The organism is Psychrobacter sp. TB55-MNA-CIBAN-0194, from assembly GCF_040309505.1.
Taxonomy (GTDB): Bacteria; Pseudomonadota; Gammaproteobacteria; order Pseudomonadales; family Moraxellaceae; genus Psychrobacter; species Psychrobacter fozii.
Genome location: NZ_JBEOOW010000006.1, coordinates 47,326 through 62,995 on the forward strand (window position 1 = coordinate 47,326; position 15,670 = coordinate 62,995).

The 15,670-nt window shown below is 41.7% G+C and carries 12 protein-coding genes and 1 pseudogene; 2 read left to right on the top strand and 11 right to left on the bottom strand.

Annotated features, from left to right (window positions below):
- Nucleotides 1–154: 154 nt before the first annotated feature.
- The 4 genes and pseudogenes from AAEY75_RS08580 to rlmKL all read right to left on the bottom strand — a co-directional run bounded on the left by AAEY75_RS08580 (nucleotide 155) and on the right by rlmKL (nucleotide 5,834).
- Nucleotides 155–1,084, bottom strand: a pseudogene (locus tag AAEY75_RS08580) (glutaminase).
- Between the two features lie 235 nt (nucleotides 1,085–1,319).
- Nucleotides 1,320–2,387: a DUF475 domain-containing protein gene (locus AAEY75_RS08585; protein ID WP_197217631.1), complete on the bottom strand. Its 1,068-nt coding sequence runs from the start codon at nucleotides 2,385–2,387 to the stop codon at nucleotides 1,320–1,322.
- 227 nt (nucleotides 2,388–2,614) lie between these two features.
- Nucleotides 2,615–3,190, bottom strand: coding sequence for a TerD family protein (locus AAEY75_RS08590; protein WP_110922677.1), 576 nt, complete (start codon nucleotides 3,188–3,190; stop codon nucleotides 2,615–2,617).
- A 337-nt stretch (nucleotides 3,191–3,527) separates the two neighbouring features.
- Nucleotides 3,528–5,834, bottom strand: coding sequence for a bifunctional 23S rRNA (guanine(2069)-N(7))-methyltransferase RlmK/23S rRNA (guanine(2445)-N(2))-methyltransferase RlmL (rlmKL, locus tag AAEY75_RS08595; RefSeq protein ID WP_352259356.1), 2,307 nt, complete (start codon nucleotides 5,832–5,834; stop codon nucleotides 3,528–3,530).
- A 188-nt stretch (nucleotides 5,835–6,022) separates the two neighbouring features.
- Here rlmKL and AAEY75_RS08600 point away from each other — a divergent pair, with 188 nt between their 5' ends.
- Nucleotides 6,023–6,706 (top strand): LuxR C-terminal-related transcriptional regulator, encoded by a 684-nt coding sequence (locus tag AAEY75_RS08600; protein WP_352259357.1) that lies wholly within the window; start codon nucleotides 6,023–6,025, stop codon nucleotides 6,704–6,706.
- A 144-nt stretch (nucleotides 6,707–6,850) separates the two neighbouring features.
- Here the strand turns inward: AAEY75_RS08600 and AAEY75_RS08605 are convergent, their stop codons facing one another.
- From AAEY75_RS08605 to queC, 6 genes are all read right to left on the bottom strand, one after another.
- Nucleotides 6,851–8,164: a hypothetical protein gene (locus AAEY75_RS08605; protein ID WP_352259358.1), complete on the bottom strand. Its 1,314-nt coding sequence runs from the start codon at nucleotides 8,162–8,164 to the stop codon at nucleotides 6,851–6,853.
- 262 nt (nucleotides 8,165–8,426) lie between these two features.
- Complete coding sequence (locus AAEY75_RS08610; RefSeq protein ID WP_352259359.1) at nucleotides 8,427–9,605, bottom strand: mechanosensitive ion channel family protein; 1,179 nt, start codon at nucleotides 9,603–9,605, stop codon at nucleotides 8,427–8,429.
- A 151-nt stretch (nucleotides 9,606–9,756) separates the two neighbouring features.
- Nucleotides 9,757–11,247 (bottom strand): dihydrolipoyl dehydrogenase, encoded by a 1,491-nt coding sequence (locus AAEY75_RS08615; protein WP_352259360.1) that lies wholly within the window; start codon nucleotides 11,245–11,247, stop codon nucleotides 9,757–9,759.
- Between the two features lie 221 nt (nucleotides 11,248–11,468).
- On the bottom strand, nucleotides 11,469–11,966 hold the full coding sequence (locus AAEY75_RS08620) for a peroxiredoxin (protein ID WP_352259361.1): 498 nt from the start codon (nucleotides 11,964–11,966) through the stop codon (nucleotides 11,469–11,471).
- 272 nt (nucleotides 11,967–12,238) lie between these two features.
- Nucleotides 12,239–12,568, bottom strand: coding sequence for a hypothetical protein (locus AAEY75_RS08625; protein WP_110922684.1), 330 nt, complete (start codon nucleotides 12,566–12,568; stop codon nucleotides 12,239–12,241).
- A gap of 235 nt (nucleotides 12,569–12,803) precedes the next feature.
- Entirely contained in the window at nucleotides 12,804–13,583 is a 780-nt protein-coding gene (gene queC / locus AAEY75_RS08630; protein ID WP_352259362.1) for a 7-cyano-7-deazaguanine synthase QueC, read from the bottom strand.
- A gap of 327 nt (nucleotides 13,584–13,910) precedes the next feature.
- Between queC and ttcA the strand changes: the two genes are divergently transcribed.
- On the top strand, nucleotides 13,911–14,951 hold the full coding sequence (gene ttcA, locus AAEY75_RS08635; protein WP_502944398.1) for a tRNA 2-thiocytidine(32) synthetase TtcA: 1,041 nt from the start codon (nucleotides 13,911–13,913) through the stop codon (nucleotides 14,949–14,951).
- Between the two features lie 107 nt (nucleotides 14,952–15,058).
- Here ttcA and AAEY75_RS08640 read toward each other — a convergent pair whose 3' ends face one another.
- Nucleotides 15,059–15,649, bottom strand: coding sequence for a FixH family protein (locus AAEY75_RS08640; protein WP_197217641.1), 591 nt, complete (start codon nucleotides 15,647–15,649; stop codon nucleotides 15,059–15,061).
- Nucleotides 15,650–15,670: the final 21 nt, after the last annotated feature.

Below are 15,670 nucleotides of genomic sequence, written 5' to 3' on the forward strand. Positions count from 1 at the left end.
GTTTAGCTAATAAGAACACACTTTCTTAAAAACAGCTTTAAAACGAAAAAGGGTCATACCAATATATTTAGCACGACCCGAAGTAAAACTCATCATATTTAACGGTGCTCATCGTCTTGAACAACTCACCGATAAAAGTATTAAATGATAGTCTTTAGTCGCCAAAAACAGACCAGCCAGTTTCTTGTACAAACAGCTCTAATGCTTTGGTTCCAAGCTTAGAATTTCCTATATGATCGAGCCCTGGTGACCAGACGGCGATAGAACCTTCACCTGGTGCTATCGTTAAAATACCGCCGCCAACACCACTTTTACCTGGCAGGCCGACACGATAGGCAAACTCACCCGAGCCATCGTAATGACCACACATCATCATCAACGAATTAATCCGGCGAGAACGCTATGCATTAATAACTCTAATGCCTGTGTGCTCATTAATACCATTGGACACTAAAAATAGGCCAGCTTGAGCTAACTGTTGGCAGTTCATCGCAATCGAGCATTGATGAAAATAAGTACCCAATACTTTATCTACGTCATGTTTCAGACGACCAAAGGATTTCATAAAATAGGCTAATGATGCGTTTCGATCTTTATGTGCCATTTCAGATGCAGCCACTTTGTGATCAAAGCTGATTGAGTCGTCATCTGCGATAAAGCGAACAAACTGTAGTATCTCGCCCAATGTCTCTTTTGGCTCATGACCCATCATAATCGCATCTACCACCGCAATTGCACCCGCATTGATGAAGGGATTACGCGGTCTACCAGATTCATGTTCTAGCATCATGATAGAGTTGAAAGGGTCACCAGATGGTTCGCGACCGACGTGTGTCCAGAGCGCATTACCTAACTTGCCAAGACCGATGGTTAAGGTAAATACCTTTGAGATACTTTGAATAGAAAACAGTGTACCAGCATCGCCAGCTGTATAGACCTGTCCGTCAGGTGTCGCCACCGCAATACCGAACTGATTTGGGTCGACATGAGCCAGTTGCGGGATATAATCTGCTACTTTGCCACGATCGGTTTCATTTGCCATTTCTGTAGCAATATCATCAAGAATTTTTTGTATATTAATCATGTAGTCGTATTTTTATGGTGTTGTTAGAGGGTGGAGATTCTAACTGAATAAAGGATGATAGTAATCATGGAATTGTATTTTAATGATTGGTCATTACGGTATACCGATGCATACATCATATATTTATAACTTATCGCTTTAATTAGGCCATAAAAAAACAGGCCATATCAATTTTTTGATATGACCTGCTTAAATACATCACTAGATACAGCAGATGCTATATGAACGACATGCCTTAATTCAGACTTGCCTTCTCAGCCTTACGGTAATTAAGTGATGCAACAAATGCCCAACCAATAAAGGTAATGCCGATCAGACCAGTAATGATTTCTGGTACATGGAACTTAACCGACAACAGCATGATAATTGCTAATGCACCAATCGCATAATGTGCGCCATGCTCAAGATAGACAAACTCGTCAAGTGTACCTTTATCGACTAAGAAGATAGTCATAGAACGTACAAACATCGCACCAATGGCAAGACCTAACATGATGACAATAACGTCGTTGGTAATGGCAAACGCACCAATAACACCATCAAAACTGAATGAAGCATCGAGGACTTCTAAGTATAAGAAACCGATGATACCGCCTTTCATGATAGCGCTAGTCGCCGCAGCACCCGAACCACTTTCTTCGTTTTCTAAGCCTTCTTCGAGATCACCTTCGAGCATGCCAGAGACAACCTGTACGCCAAGGTAAACAAGAATACCCCAAACACCTGCAATCAAGACAGCACCTGATTGTTCAGCGTTGGCCCATGATACAGCAATCATTAAGACGATGAGAGCGATAAATACGCTCATAGCATCGACTTTGCCGAGCTTAGCCAAACGGCTCTCTAGCCAATCAAACCAATGGACTTCTTTTTCATCAAAGATGAAGTTCAAGAAAACTAATAGTAGGAAAATACCACCAAATGCTGAGATTTCAGCATGATGCGCCATCAATCTGGCTGAGTATTCTGCTGGTTGATACAGAGCTAGATTGATAACTTCCATCATGCCAAGATCAGCGGTAACCGCGACGATGACAATAGGAAAGACCAAGCGCATACCAAATACTGCAATCAAAATACCAACGGTTAAAAATATCTTCTTCCAAAATTCGTCCCAGCCCTTGAGGACTGAAGCGTTGACCACCGCATTATCAAATGATAATGAAATCTCCATGACGGCCAAAATAGCGGTAATAGATAAGGTGGATATCATGCCACCCATACCGCCATGTGAATATCCCCACCATGCCGCTACCGCTAGGGCAATGGCTGTGAAGATAAAATCTAAATAAAAATGTCTCATGACACATCCTGTCTGGTTGCGTAAAGCTAAGGTCGGCCTATTATAGACACAAACTGCAAAAAAGTGGTTATTGCTAACCACCTTTGATAGGTAATTCTAAACGAAACGCAGAGCATTACTAGTCATTTGGTCACTATAAATTGTGACTATTTGCAACTATGTCAGCTTTACGTTTTGGACGTGATAACGACGGTTGATAAGTACCTAAATGTTAATAAAATAGGGTTTTAAATATCAACGCCATATTGCTGGCACATCGCCTGTAGACCACCTGAATAGCCTTGACCAACGGCGCGGAATTTCCACTCACCGTTATGACGATATACTTCGCCAAATACCATTGCCGTCTCGACAGAGTAGTCTTCAGCCAAGTCAAAACGTACGACTTCAGTGCCTGTTTCTTCGTTAACGACACGGATAAAGGCGTTGGCTACTTGGCCAAAATTTTGACTACGTGCTGCAGCATCATGGATAGTCACGGTGACAACGATTTTGTCGACATCAGCAGGCACTTGAGTTAGGTTTACTTTGATAACTTCATCATCACCATCCCCTTCGCCAGTACGGTTATCACCAGTATGCTCTACTGCACCATTGTCAGATTTCAGCTGATTATAAAAGATAAAGTCATGGTCGCCGCGCACTTTACCAGCGCCACTTAGCAAGAATACGCTCGCATCAAGATCAAATTCTGCGCCTGATGTGGCACGCTCATCCCAGCCAAGACCGATAAGTAGCTTGGTTAGGTTTGGATCCGTTTTGGTTAGCGATAAATTACCGCCTTTATTAAGTGATAAAGCCATGAGAATATCCTTGTTATTAGAGTAGGGAGAGATGCAATATTAAAGCAATAACTAAGCGAAGAAGTACAACTAAGCGAGCAAAATCGATAGTGGGATTAACATTATCAAAAAACTATCGCCGCAAAACTATTGCTTAATAACGCTCTATCATAACAACAAAAAATGACCCAATCAAAGCTGATTGGGTCATTGTTATGTTTCATAAAAAATTGAGCATAAAACTTAAGATTTAGTGGCTTACTAGATGACCGTTTATATAATTAGTCATCTGTAGGCGCTTATCTAAAAGCTACCATTTGAAAGCTCTAATGATAGACCTAAGATTATAGACTGTCGCTTAAAAACTCTGACGATGGCGAATTTCAAAGCTTTGATGAATCGGTTTTTTGATATTAAAATCAAAACCAATAGTCTTTTGTGTAATCTCAACAATATCGTAGCGCTCAGTCAACTGCTCATCTAGCTCAAAGCGGGTAAAGTTGTTTGAAAAATACAACACACCATCTGACGTCAAGCGATTCATGGCGCGATTGATAAGGGCAGCATGGTCACGCTGTACATCAAAAGTACCTTGAAACTTTTTAGAGTTTGAAAAGGTCGGTGGATCAATGAAGATAATATCGAACTGCTCGGTATTGTCTTTAATCCATTCGAAGATGTCAGCAGCAACGAACTGATATTTATTGCGGCTCACGTCCAAGCCATTGAGTACAAAGTTTTGTTTGCCCCAATCTAGATAGTTCTGTGATAAATCGACACTGGTGACTTTTTTCGCGCCAGCTAATGCCGCGTGAACACTTGCCGTACAAGTATAAGCAAATAAGTTCAATACCGCTTTGCCACGGCTGTTGTCCTTGATTCGTGCACGCATGTTACGGTGATCGATGAACAGACCAGTATCAAGATAATCTGTAAAATTCACGTAAAGATAAGCGCCGTCTTCGCGCGCAACATGAAACTTGCCACGTTTTTCTGTGGTGTTCTGCTTGCTGTATTGATCATTACCAGACTGGCGGGCACGCGTTTTGATAAAGATTTGTTCACGGTTAATACCGAAAACTTCACGGATACCCATCAATGCCAAGTTGAAGCGCTTTTTAGCTGTTTCAGGTGGGATAGTCTTTGGTGGTGCATATTCTTGCACATGAGCGTAGTCGCCATATAAATCGATCGCAACCTTGAAATCTGGTAGGTCAGCATCGTAGACACGTACATTACTGACGTTGTCTTTTTTCGCTAGCTTTTTCAGTTTGGTTAGATTTTTTTGCAAGCGGTTGATGAAGTCTTGTCCATCTTCTACTTCAATCTCACGTTTCTCAAAACGACTCACGAGATTGCCCGTTTGTCCTGCAATCAAGGTGCCATAGCGGAAATAAACGGTGATGGCACCATTATGACAACGCAACGTTTTTGGTTCTTTAATTGGTAAGATATCGACTTGTTCGACATGAGATGCCAGTATGCCAAGCATTGGATCAACGCCACTACCAGCAAAGCTATCTTGCAAAATAAGACCAATCGCTTGATATAACGGCTTAATCATTTCTTCATCGCCCAAACGCTCACCATAAGGGGGGTTGGTAATGATTAAAGGATTGCTCAATCGACCATCACTGACGAGAGGGCTTAGTACAGCACCCAACTGGTCAAGGGCGCGAGTTTCGATATCGAGTAGCGGCAGTAAATCTTGTAAACCTGCGGCAATGATGTTTTTTTCTGTGGCGAGAATTGCACCACTATCAGCGTCGAAACCTAACATTAGTGGTAGGGTGTCAGGCTGCTCGTTTGCAATCTCCAACGCGTCGCGGAAACGTGTCTGTGCATCATTAATCATTTCTTGCCAGAGCACATCGTCATGATGCTGCCATTGATAAAAGCCAAATTGATTGGCGGCTTTATCGATACCAACCGCATAATCACAATGCATGAGTAACGCTTCAATGATGAACGTTCCAGAGCCACACATAGGGTCGATTAAGGCATTGAAGAAAGGCGCATTACCATCTTCGTTCTTTTTATGCCAACCAGCACTATAAAGTAGGGCGGCAGCCAAGTTTTCTTTTAGGGGCGCGTCTGTCATGGCCACACGGTAGCCACGGCGATGCAAGCTGGTACCTGATAAATCTAAATATAGTTCAGCTTGTTTGTCATTCACGGTCGCAAAAATAGAGAAATCTGGATTTTTGCTATCGACGTTAGGACGGCTGTCGTAAACTTCATTAAACGTATCAGCAATCGCATCTTTAATACGGAGCATCGCAAACTGCTGACTAACGGCCACGCGCTTGTCTACAGAGAGACGAATCGCAAAGGTTTGCTCTAAGCTGAATTGCTCAGTCCAATTGACTGATTTTGCCAAACCATAAATTTGCTCAGCCACATCGTACTCGGCATTGATGTTTTTACGTTTAATCAGCATCAATACTCGGGAGGCGACACGTGACCAAAGACAAATAGTATATAGGTCGCGCAAAGTACCCGTAACCGCTAAACGGCCTGTGCTTTTGATCTCACTGGCAATACCAAAACTGGTCAGTTCGGTCTGTAGCGGTGCCTCAAGCCCATCGGCACAAGTGATGATAAGGTCAAGCGACAACTCTGGCGAAGCTGCTACTAAAGTTGAGGGCGCGGTTGTTTCGGTCATACGGATACCTGTGGGCTAAATTGATAATTAATGCACATCATAAAATAAGATGTTTAACCGACAATTTTACCATATTTCAATAAGTTTAGTTTAAAAGCTATCTAGGATTATAAGATTGAATGTCACAGTAGTTAATAAAGCAGTAATAAACTGGTAAGTTAACGCAATATTTGTTTTATACTAAAAAAATGGAGACGATAACCACAGTAATCGTAGCAGATGACCATCCAATATTTTTGGAGGGGTTTATGCTTTTGCTTGCGCGTGTAGAAGGGTTGAATGTTGTAGGCCATGCAACGAATGGCGATCACACATTACATCTAATAGAAAAGTATGAACCAGATATTGTCTTAATGAATGTCACGATGTCTGGTATAGATATCGAAAACATCGTTCTTTCGGTTGAAAAGCAATCACTCATCACGCAATTAATTGCATTGACCACCGTCAATGATGGCGCTAAAGCACAGCAATTACTCAATATTGGATTGTCAGGTTACGTGTTAAAAAATACGACCTTTATAGATTTGTTAGCCGTTATCAAGCAGGTTCGTACAGGCAAAAAATTTATCTCACCATCATTACTTGCTAGTCTGAAACCTATCACAGCAGAAATCAATAAACCCCACCTCACTAATCGCGAAATTGAAGTGCTAACCTGCATTGTAAAAGGGGATAGCAATAAAAAAATCGCGTGCGATCTTGGTATCTCACAGCGGACCGTTTGCTTTCATATGAGCAACTGCCTTAGAAAGCTAGAAGTGTCTAACCGCACACATGCCATAGTACAAGCAGTCAATCATGGGTTGATAGATATTGACTCAAAAATATATGATTTGAAAAATGGTGGAGCTGGATTGAAGAAACGGTAGCACTAAATTGGAGTCTACATTAACGAACAAACCACCCATCATAAAATGATAGGTGGTTTATTAATTGATAATTAACGTCTTCAAAATTTTATGACTTCTCCGTTACTCTCTTGTCAGATTTCTCTAAAGAGTTATAGATCTATTTTAGAATTGTTTTAGAGTAGCGCTTTTTTTCATTGACATAGATTTAGGCTGAGCTTTAGATTCCACTTTGACTCTAGCAATCTCTTTCTTACCATCACTAATGACGAAGCTACCGGCACTACCATTTGAGCCAGACGACTTGTTTCCACCAACTTGCCAATTAACCCAATAATCAGCAGATTCGCATGTTTGGGGGAAGAACTTGTTACCACCATTAAAATATGTGCCTACTTGTACACGATACCAATGGTTCGGTTTCATATCATAATTTGCTGAAGTATTACCATGATTTATAGGGTTAGTGATGTGGAAGTTGGTATAAAATGCGTCAATACTAGTGCCCCAACCTGGTGACGTAGGTACGGGTGAACCTAATGCACCTGGTCCTTTATCATATATAGTCCATTTGGATATCAATGCATTGATAGGGGGCTTCATGCTATGCACATAGTTTAAGTAGCTTTGCATCTGATTGTTAAATTGCGGTGTCGCTGAGAAATTAAGACGATATTTTGCATTTGATCCGCCTCCGGGCTGAAATACAGGCGTTAATTGTCGAATGATAGCTTCTTCATTAATAGGTGGGCAACAATTATCAGCGGGTATATTAGTGACAACATTACTAACATCTATTGGAACTAAATCACCAAAATTTCCGGCTTCTTCAAACACCTCTCCAACGATTATTGGTCCAGTGTCACCATCGCTAGCACACCCTTTTATATTGACAAAGGCTTCATCAAAATTCATTGAATTATCCATTGCTATTACTAATGAATAAGTATTACCTGCTTGCACTTGACTGGTGTAAGAGACTAAAGTCCAAGGATCTGTGTGAGAGTTACCACCTGGGAGAGCGACAGGGTTAGATTGACCAACGATCGAACCAGTAAATCCTGTTCCGTTACGCAAGGTGACAGTAGCGTTGCCTCCACTATCGCCTCTTGTAGAAAAGTAGCCACCAAAAGTTGCTTCACCAGTACAGGATGATGTAAAAGTTTGATAGAAGTCATTACTTCCATTAGTAATATCAAGATAATGTCTAATAGTTCCTGACGCAGTGCCCGATGCATCACTCCGAGGGCCATCTCCCGTGGAATTAATGCCTTGGTTAGTTCTGATGACGTTTGAAGAATTACCCGAACCCAACACCCAAGGAGTAATAGGGTGACCTATATGGTTGCCAAACCCACTGGCAGGCGGACTTAGCTCAAAGCCTCCATTAATCAGTTGATTTGCAAATGCTCCCGTTGTCAATATTAAACTAGCACCAGCTATGCTCAAAGCTTGAGTGAGTCTTAATTTAATGTCCATGCGCAGAACTCCCTGTCAGTAATCAATTGATTATGCCCCTAGATATTTTGTCAAACCTATTCAGCGGTCTATTAGTATCTGTTTGCAGCATAACAAGGATTCAGCAAATATGTACCTGTAGATATCTACAGGTACAGAGTTAAGGCGTGTCATCAATTACCATATTGATGCATTAGCAATGTCATAAGCAGACTATTGAATGCGTACAAAATTTTATTACGCTAACAGAACAACCATAAACGGTTAGCGATTTTATTTAATATCAAGTTTGAGAATTACTGTCTGGCATTACTCTTTGAGTCGTCGTTGCAAAGGGTTTGGTCGCTATGGGATAGTCGACGTCTTTTGGCATAAGCAGTCGCATATGTGGATAAGGCGTGGAAATATTAGCAGCATCAAGTGCATGTTTGATATCTTCCCTTAAGTGTTCTTTGATTTTTGGCATACGTGCAACAGCGGCTGGTTTCACCCAAAACCGTACGATAAAGAACACACCATACTCACCAATCTCTGCCACGGTGGCCGAGGTTTCAGGACGGCTAAGTACCACCTCAGTATCGGTAAGTACTTGCAAGATTTCTTTACGGGCAGTGTCAATATCATCTTCGAAAGCAATACGTACACGAACATCAAAGCGTATAAAGTTTTTGGAGGTTAGGTTAATCACTTCGGAGGAGGCAACATTAGAGTTTGGAATAATGACAGTGATGTTGTCTCGAGTCAAAATATGAGTGGTACGTAAGGCGATAAGCACCACACGGCCCTCATTTTCATTGATATGAATCCAGTCGCCAACTTGAAAGGACTGCTCAAGTAAAATAGTAATACCAGCGATAAAGTTAGCAAGCGTCGATTGAGCAGCAAAACCGACTGCTAAACCTACAATACCCAAACCTGCTACCAGTGAGACGATATCAAAACCAAACTGCGCCATGACGCTGGCAAGTCCGAGTACCAATAGCAGCACAGACAAAATATTTTTGAGGAGCTGCTCTATGGAGGCGTTGAGGCCATAATGCTGTAGCACTCTGTGAATAATTTGCCCTGAGGAGGCCCAGAGCACATAATAGATACCGGCCCACGTACTGGCCTTTGCCGTCGCTTTGATGGTATCTGGTTCAAAGTAAATCTGACTCATGATAGCGATTAAACTGGCCACAACCCAGATATAACGAAGCACTGAGCGAACAATTTTAGTTCGACGCTCATTTAAACGTATTTTCGCTTTGCTTTGTTTGAGGATATAAATAGCCAACCAATAAAAAAATCCTAATACCGCAAGCAGTATTAGGATTTTGATGCCAGTACTTGCCAGATCCACTGCTTGAGATGACCAGTCAAGTGACTCTTCATCTGCAGATCCACCAAGCGCAAGATAGAGGCTAGTATGGAGATCACGTATGATCTCTTTGAAAAAATCAGTAATACTAGCGATTGGCATTTTTTGGTCCATGCAGATTTTGGTATATGCAAAGTATTTAACATAAGGTATAGGATTATAAGTTACCTTAAATCATCAGTGCAATCAAACACAAGAGATGTGCTGATTGACACTGAGTATACCTGTTTTGCAGGTGCGGCTGAGCTGATAATTAAGAGCTATTTTTCTGAGTATCTTGATACTGATAAGGTATCTCCATTTTATGCTGTACATCACGTAAAGCAGTGCGTAGACCTTCCAATATCGTTGGGTGATAAAAAGGCGTGTCAAGCATGTCTTTGACACTCAAATCATTGGTAATCGCTGATGCCAAAATATGACCAATATATTCAGCGTCAGGGCCCACCATGCTAGCACCTAAAATCTTATCCGTTTTTTTACAGCCATAGATATGTAATAGACCACAATTGACGCCCATCACACGACTACGGCCTTGATTGTCAAAGCTGACGCTGCCGATCACATGCTCTAGATTTGAGTCTTGTTGAATTTCTGGTAAGGACATACCAACATTGACGATTTGCGGTGAGCAGAATACGATAGAGAAGGGCGTGGCGGGCGGGCGAATATAGGCATTTTCTTCGTTTTCGCAGACCATGCTTCCCGCACTATAGCCTTCGTCACTGGCCACATGTAACAAGGGAATATGTGCGTTGGCATCACCCACAATATAAACGTTTGAATCACCAATCTTGCCTGTTTTTTTACTCAAATCTTTTGGGCGGTTTTTGTCATCAAGTTCGACACCTAGGTTTTCAACGCCTAGCTGTTTGATATTATTACGGCGTCCTGTCGCGACCAGTACGTATTCACCTTGCCATTGTTTCGACTCGCGAGCACTGTCTTCATAATCAATGAATGCTGTTTTATGCTCTGCATTTATCTGGGTGCCGACATTATTAATCTTACTACCCAAGTGCATGGTTAACTCACCACTCAGGCACTCAATCGCTTTGTTATTAATATCGTCATCTTTGAGTCCGGCAACACGTTTGACTCGATTAAATAATGTCACGTCCACACCTAAACGTGTCAACGCTTGAGCTATTTCTAACCCTATCGCACCTGCACCAACGACTGCCATTGATTTCGGTAAATCTGTGAGCTCAAAGACGCTATCCGAAGTGAGTATCGTATCGCCAAGTTTATCAGTCCAACCGTCTGGAATAAACGGCGAGCTACCTGTGGCGATAATGATTTGCTCTGCCTCGATTAGCTCATCATTGACTTCGATAAGCCCTTGCTTATTGATATGAGCACGACCGTCTATCTTCTTATCGTCAGGCCATCCCTCGACTTGCTTTTTGATGTAGCTAGCAAAGTGATTGCGCTCATCACGGACACGCTGCATGACTTGCTTACCATCTATCTGAACGGTAGCATGAACGCCAAATGTAGCAGAACTTTCAGCATCATGAGCACGCTCAGCGGCTGCAATCAACAGTTTACTTGGCATACAGCCGACTTGGATACAAGTGGTTGTCCAAAATCCATCATTGATAATGACAATGTCGTCATGAATTTTGCTGGCTTGACGAAAGGCATTTTGACCAGCGGTACCTGCACCGATGACGGCTACGGATACTTTGCGAGTGACTTTGGATGCTGCATTATCAACACCAGTCTCAGGTTGTTTATTCATAGTATTCTCACATTATGGAGGCGGTAGCTTTGAATGCTTTTATTAGTATTTGGCACCGCGTTATTATTGTCGTTATGGTTATTGTCGTTATTATCAGCGCTTATTCTAAAGTGACTTTGTATATAAGTAGCTTTATATAAAAATGGATTTATACAAAAGCAACTTTATATCATTTATGACTGTCGTGATTTATGGCTATATTGGTTAAGAGGCTATGTTGATTAAGGTGCTAATATTTCAAGCAACCGTTCGGTATAGCCTTTAGCACGTAGATTGCGCTGAGCGTGAGTTAGCGTACCATCCGTATCGAAAACAAATGCGGAACGGACTAATCCGAGCGTTATTTTTCCATACATATTTTTTTCTTTAATAACGTCAAAGTACTGGCAAAGTTTTTCGTCAGTATCACTAATAAGTGCGATGTTTAGGTCTTGTTTAGCGATGAATTTTTCGTGAGACTCAACGCTATCACGTGAAACACCGATGATGTCATAGCCCAATTCATCAAAGTCGTTGAGATGAGCGGTAAACTCTGTCGCTTGCGTGGTACAGCCAGGCGTATTGTCTTTTGGATAAAAGTAAAGAATGAGTCCCTTATTGGTATTGCTGATCATCTCTTTTAGATTTATCTCGTCATGGACGAAGTTGCCATCTAGCTCTCGTACTACCGTGACTGGGAACTCAGGTAGTGTGAGGTTTTCTGTGGTTGGCTTTGCCATTGTAAAGTCCTTATTAATTTTGATTATATAGTCAATCCTCTATAAAGGAGTGACAGCGTTAACCTCGCTTGACGTATCACATATACATCTGCACTCGGTTGCCTTGTCTCTCCTTTGAACTGAATCAACTATATATTGGCTGTATTTAGTTATCGTATTCTTATTATAGGGGGATTCATTGAAATTCATAATGAGTTTTACATTTTACTTGTCTATTCCCAACAAAAAAGACTGGTAATGACCAGTCTTTTGTATGTTCTGCAAGTTGCAAGTTAAGCAGGTTTTTGTGGTTGCTTTAAGTCTAAGCCAACGGTACATTGCTGCAGCTCTTTTTGCATTTTTTTGACATAAGGTAGGCCAGAAGGGTCTTTTTTATCTTGCGCGTAGCTTTCTATTTCCCACATTTGACCGATTGTCATGTTGCTACGGACGTCAATGGTGCAATTACACAGCTTGGTAGCAGTGCCTTTATCAGCGACTTTGTATTTGACCGCACCATCAATGCAAGTATTGATATTTTCTTTTTTGATATCGGCAGCGTTCGCTTGTGGCATCGCAAAAATAGCAGCTAGAGCTAAAGGTAATATTGGTAGTAACTTCATAAACATCCTCTTACAGGTGGCATCAGTTTTTATATTTTGTACGCAAAACACTAATAGTTGATGATTGATATGGGCACTTGTGTCTTTCAATAAAGGCAATCGCCCATACCATAGCAAGTATATTGACTAAAATACAATGGCGACATGCTGTGTTAATGCAAGCGAATGTTGCGCTAATGTTGAGCACTGCCATTATTTAGTATGAATCTTAATAAGACGCCGCTTATACTATTTACTAAGGCTGATAGTGGGTAGGGTCAGCAACGCCAGCTTGTTCAAAGCCTTGACGACGTAATGTACAGCTATCACACACACCGCAAGCAAGGCCGTTTTCATCGGCACGGTAGCAAGAAATAGTCTGCCCATAATCGACACCGAGTGATAGGCCAAGCTCAATAGTTTTTGCTTTGGACAACTGCTGCAATGGCGTTTGAATCGATAAATGGTGTCCAGTGACGCCTGCTTTTGTGGCAAGATTGGCCATATGCTCAAACGCTGCGATGTACTCTGGACGGCAATCAGGATAGCCAGAGTAATCGACTGAGCTGACCCCGATGACGATATGGTTGGCATCAGCCACTTCTGCCACTGCTAGCGCATACGATAAAAATATGGTGTTGCGGGCAGGGACATAAGTGTTGGGAATGGCGTCGTTATCGATTTCATCACGGTTTTTATTAGGAAATTTATCTGAATCACCGTCAGGAACGATCATACTATGATCTGTCAGGGATGAGCCGCCGAGTTGGGCGATGTCGATATCGATAATTCTGTGATTGACTTCAGCCGTCTCAGCGATAGTCTTGGCTGCGACAAGTTCACTATTATGACGTTGACCATAATTAAAGCTAACTGCTGTCACAGAGGCATAGCGTGCCTTTGCCCAATATAAACAAGTGACCGAATCAAGCCCACCTGACAATAGTACGACGGCATTTTGGTTGTTATGAAGGCTATCTAATTCGCTATCAAGCGTTGTGTTGTCGGTGGTACTTTGTGAGGTAACGTTAGTCATAATGGCATCTATTATTGGTTTACGAAAAACGGTTATTTTAGCAAAAATCCAACCGTTACAGAACCATGCAGCCATTATTTAATGTCCTCTTTTCAAACTGTTAGCAAATTTTGTTATAATCGCTGCTTTTAAAGCATCAGTGTTAGTGCTTGCCCATCATGTATGACAGCACTGTAATAGCAGTTTGCTGTATAGCAAAATCACCCTTGTAAAGATATTGAGTAACTTATGACCGCAGCGACCTTGTTTACGCCAAAAATTACGCCAGAGTTTGATGAGATGTCTGCTGATGCAGGTATGGCTGACTATGCTTTAGAGACTGATGGCATGGAAGATGATGATGCCGCTGAGGATGAGTTGATGGCGGAGCAGTTAACACCTACTCAATCAGCACAGTTCCGCAAGCTACAGAAGAAATTGCGTAGACAAGTATCTTGGGCGATTCGTGATTTTAATATGATCGAAGAGGGTGATGTGGTGATGGTCTGTGTGTCAGGCGGCAAAGACAGTTATACGCTGCTTGATATCTTATTATTGCTCAAGCGCATTGCACCGATCAGCTTTGATATCGTCGCGGTGAACCTCGATCAGAAACAGCCCGGCTATCCAGAAGACATTTTGCCCGCGTATCTGAACGAGCAGGGCATTGCTCACTATATTTTAGAAAAAGACACTTATAGTATCGTTAAAAGCGTGGTACCAGAAGGTAAGACTTATTGCTCTGCCTGCTCACGTTTGCGCCGCGGCTCGTTGTATGGCTTTGCGAAGCAGATTGGTGCCACCAAGATTGCATTGGGTCATCACCGCGATGATATGTTGGCCACGTTCTTTTTAAACTTATTTCATGGCGGTACGCTCAAGTCTATGCCACCTAAACTACTGAGCGATGATAAGCAAAACATGCTTATTCGTCCGCTGGCTTATGTCGAAGAAAAAGACATCATTGAATACGCCAAATTGAAAGCATTCCCAATTATTCCATGTAACTTGTGTGGCAGCCAGACCAATCTACAACGAGCCATTATCAATGATATGCTGCGAGAATGGGATGATGCTCATCCACAGCGTTTGGCATCTATCTTTAAGGCGATGCAAAACGTTGCACCATCGCAATTAGCAGACCGTGAACTGTTTGACTTTGAAGGATTAAGTCTTGATCGTGATAACAACGAGCGTTTGTTTGAAGGAGATAATATTCAAGTAGGGCAGACCGATAGTCTTGCTGAAATTGGTTTGCCTATATCACCAAAGACCCAAACGTTTAATCCGAAGTTTATGAGTGATAAACAGCAACTGCCAGAATCAGATAAAGCGACAGCAGATAATCGTACCACGCAAAAAATCCCAACGATTAATCCGGTTATTTGATGGTTCTATACTGAGCCAGCTATCGCTAAGACCTTTAAGTTCGATATAAAAAACCAGCTCATTATCTACTAATGGCTGGTTTTTTTACGTCTTCAGATTATATCTGATCAATCAGGTTGTTTTTTTTCGAAAGCTTGTAAGGGTACAAAACTAACATTTGAACGAGGTAGCTTGGCGACATCTTGCATACGCCAGTTGTTTGTACCACCATTACTGACTTGCAGATAGTATTTGGCTTTTACTGGATCCATATCGACTCGCGCACTATATTTATTACCTTCTTGGTGCTTTAGTATCACATCATGGTCTTTTTTGATATCAGTGGCATGCGAGATAGACAGATCTAGCTGTTCTGGATAAACAAGCGGCGTACCATTCAATAATTTACCTGATTGCAAGCTTTGCTCAGGATAATCTAAATAGAAGGTAACATCCCCATTATCAGCAAATTGCATTTTGCCATGTAGGTCTAAATCATAAGTCAGCTTGTCACGTGACACATCTTGATAAAGGGTCTTGCCATCCATGTACCAATCGTCACGTACGACACTGTCCCGAATCTGATAAGAGTAGTAAACAAAGTAGATACAGGCCACTACCACAAATGCTGGCATGCCAATCACAAAGATAACGACCATGTAATTTTTATACCATGGTTGAGTGTCTTGATGCTTAAAGTTTGATGCTGGAGTAGACATAAAGTACCTATTAATCAGATA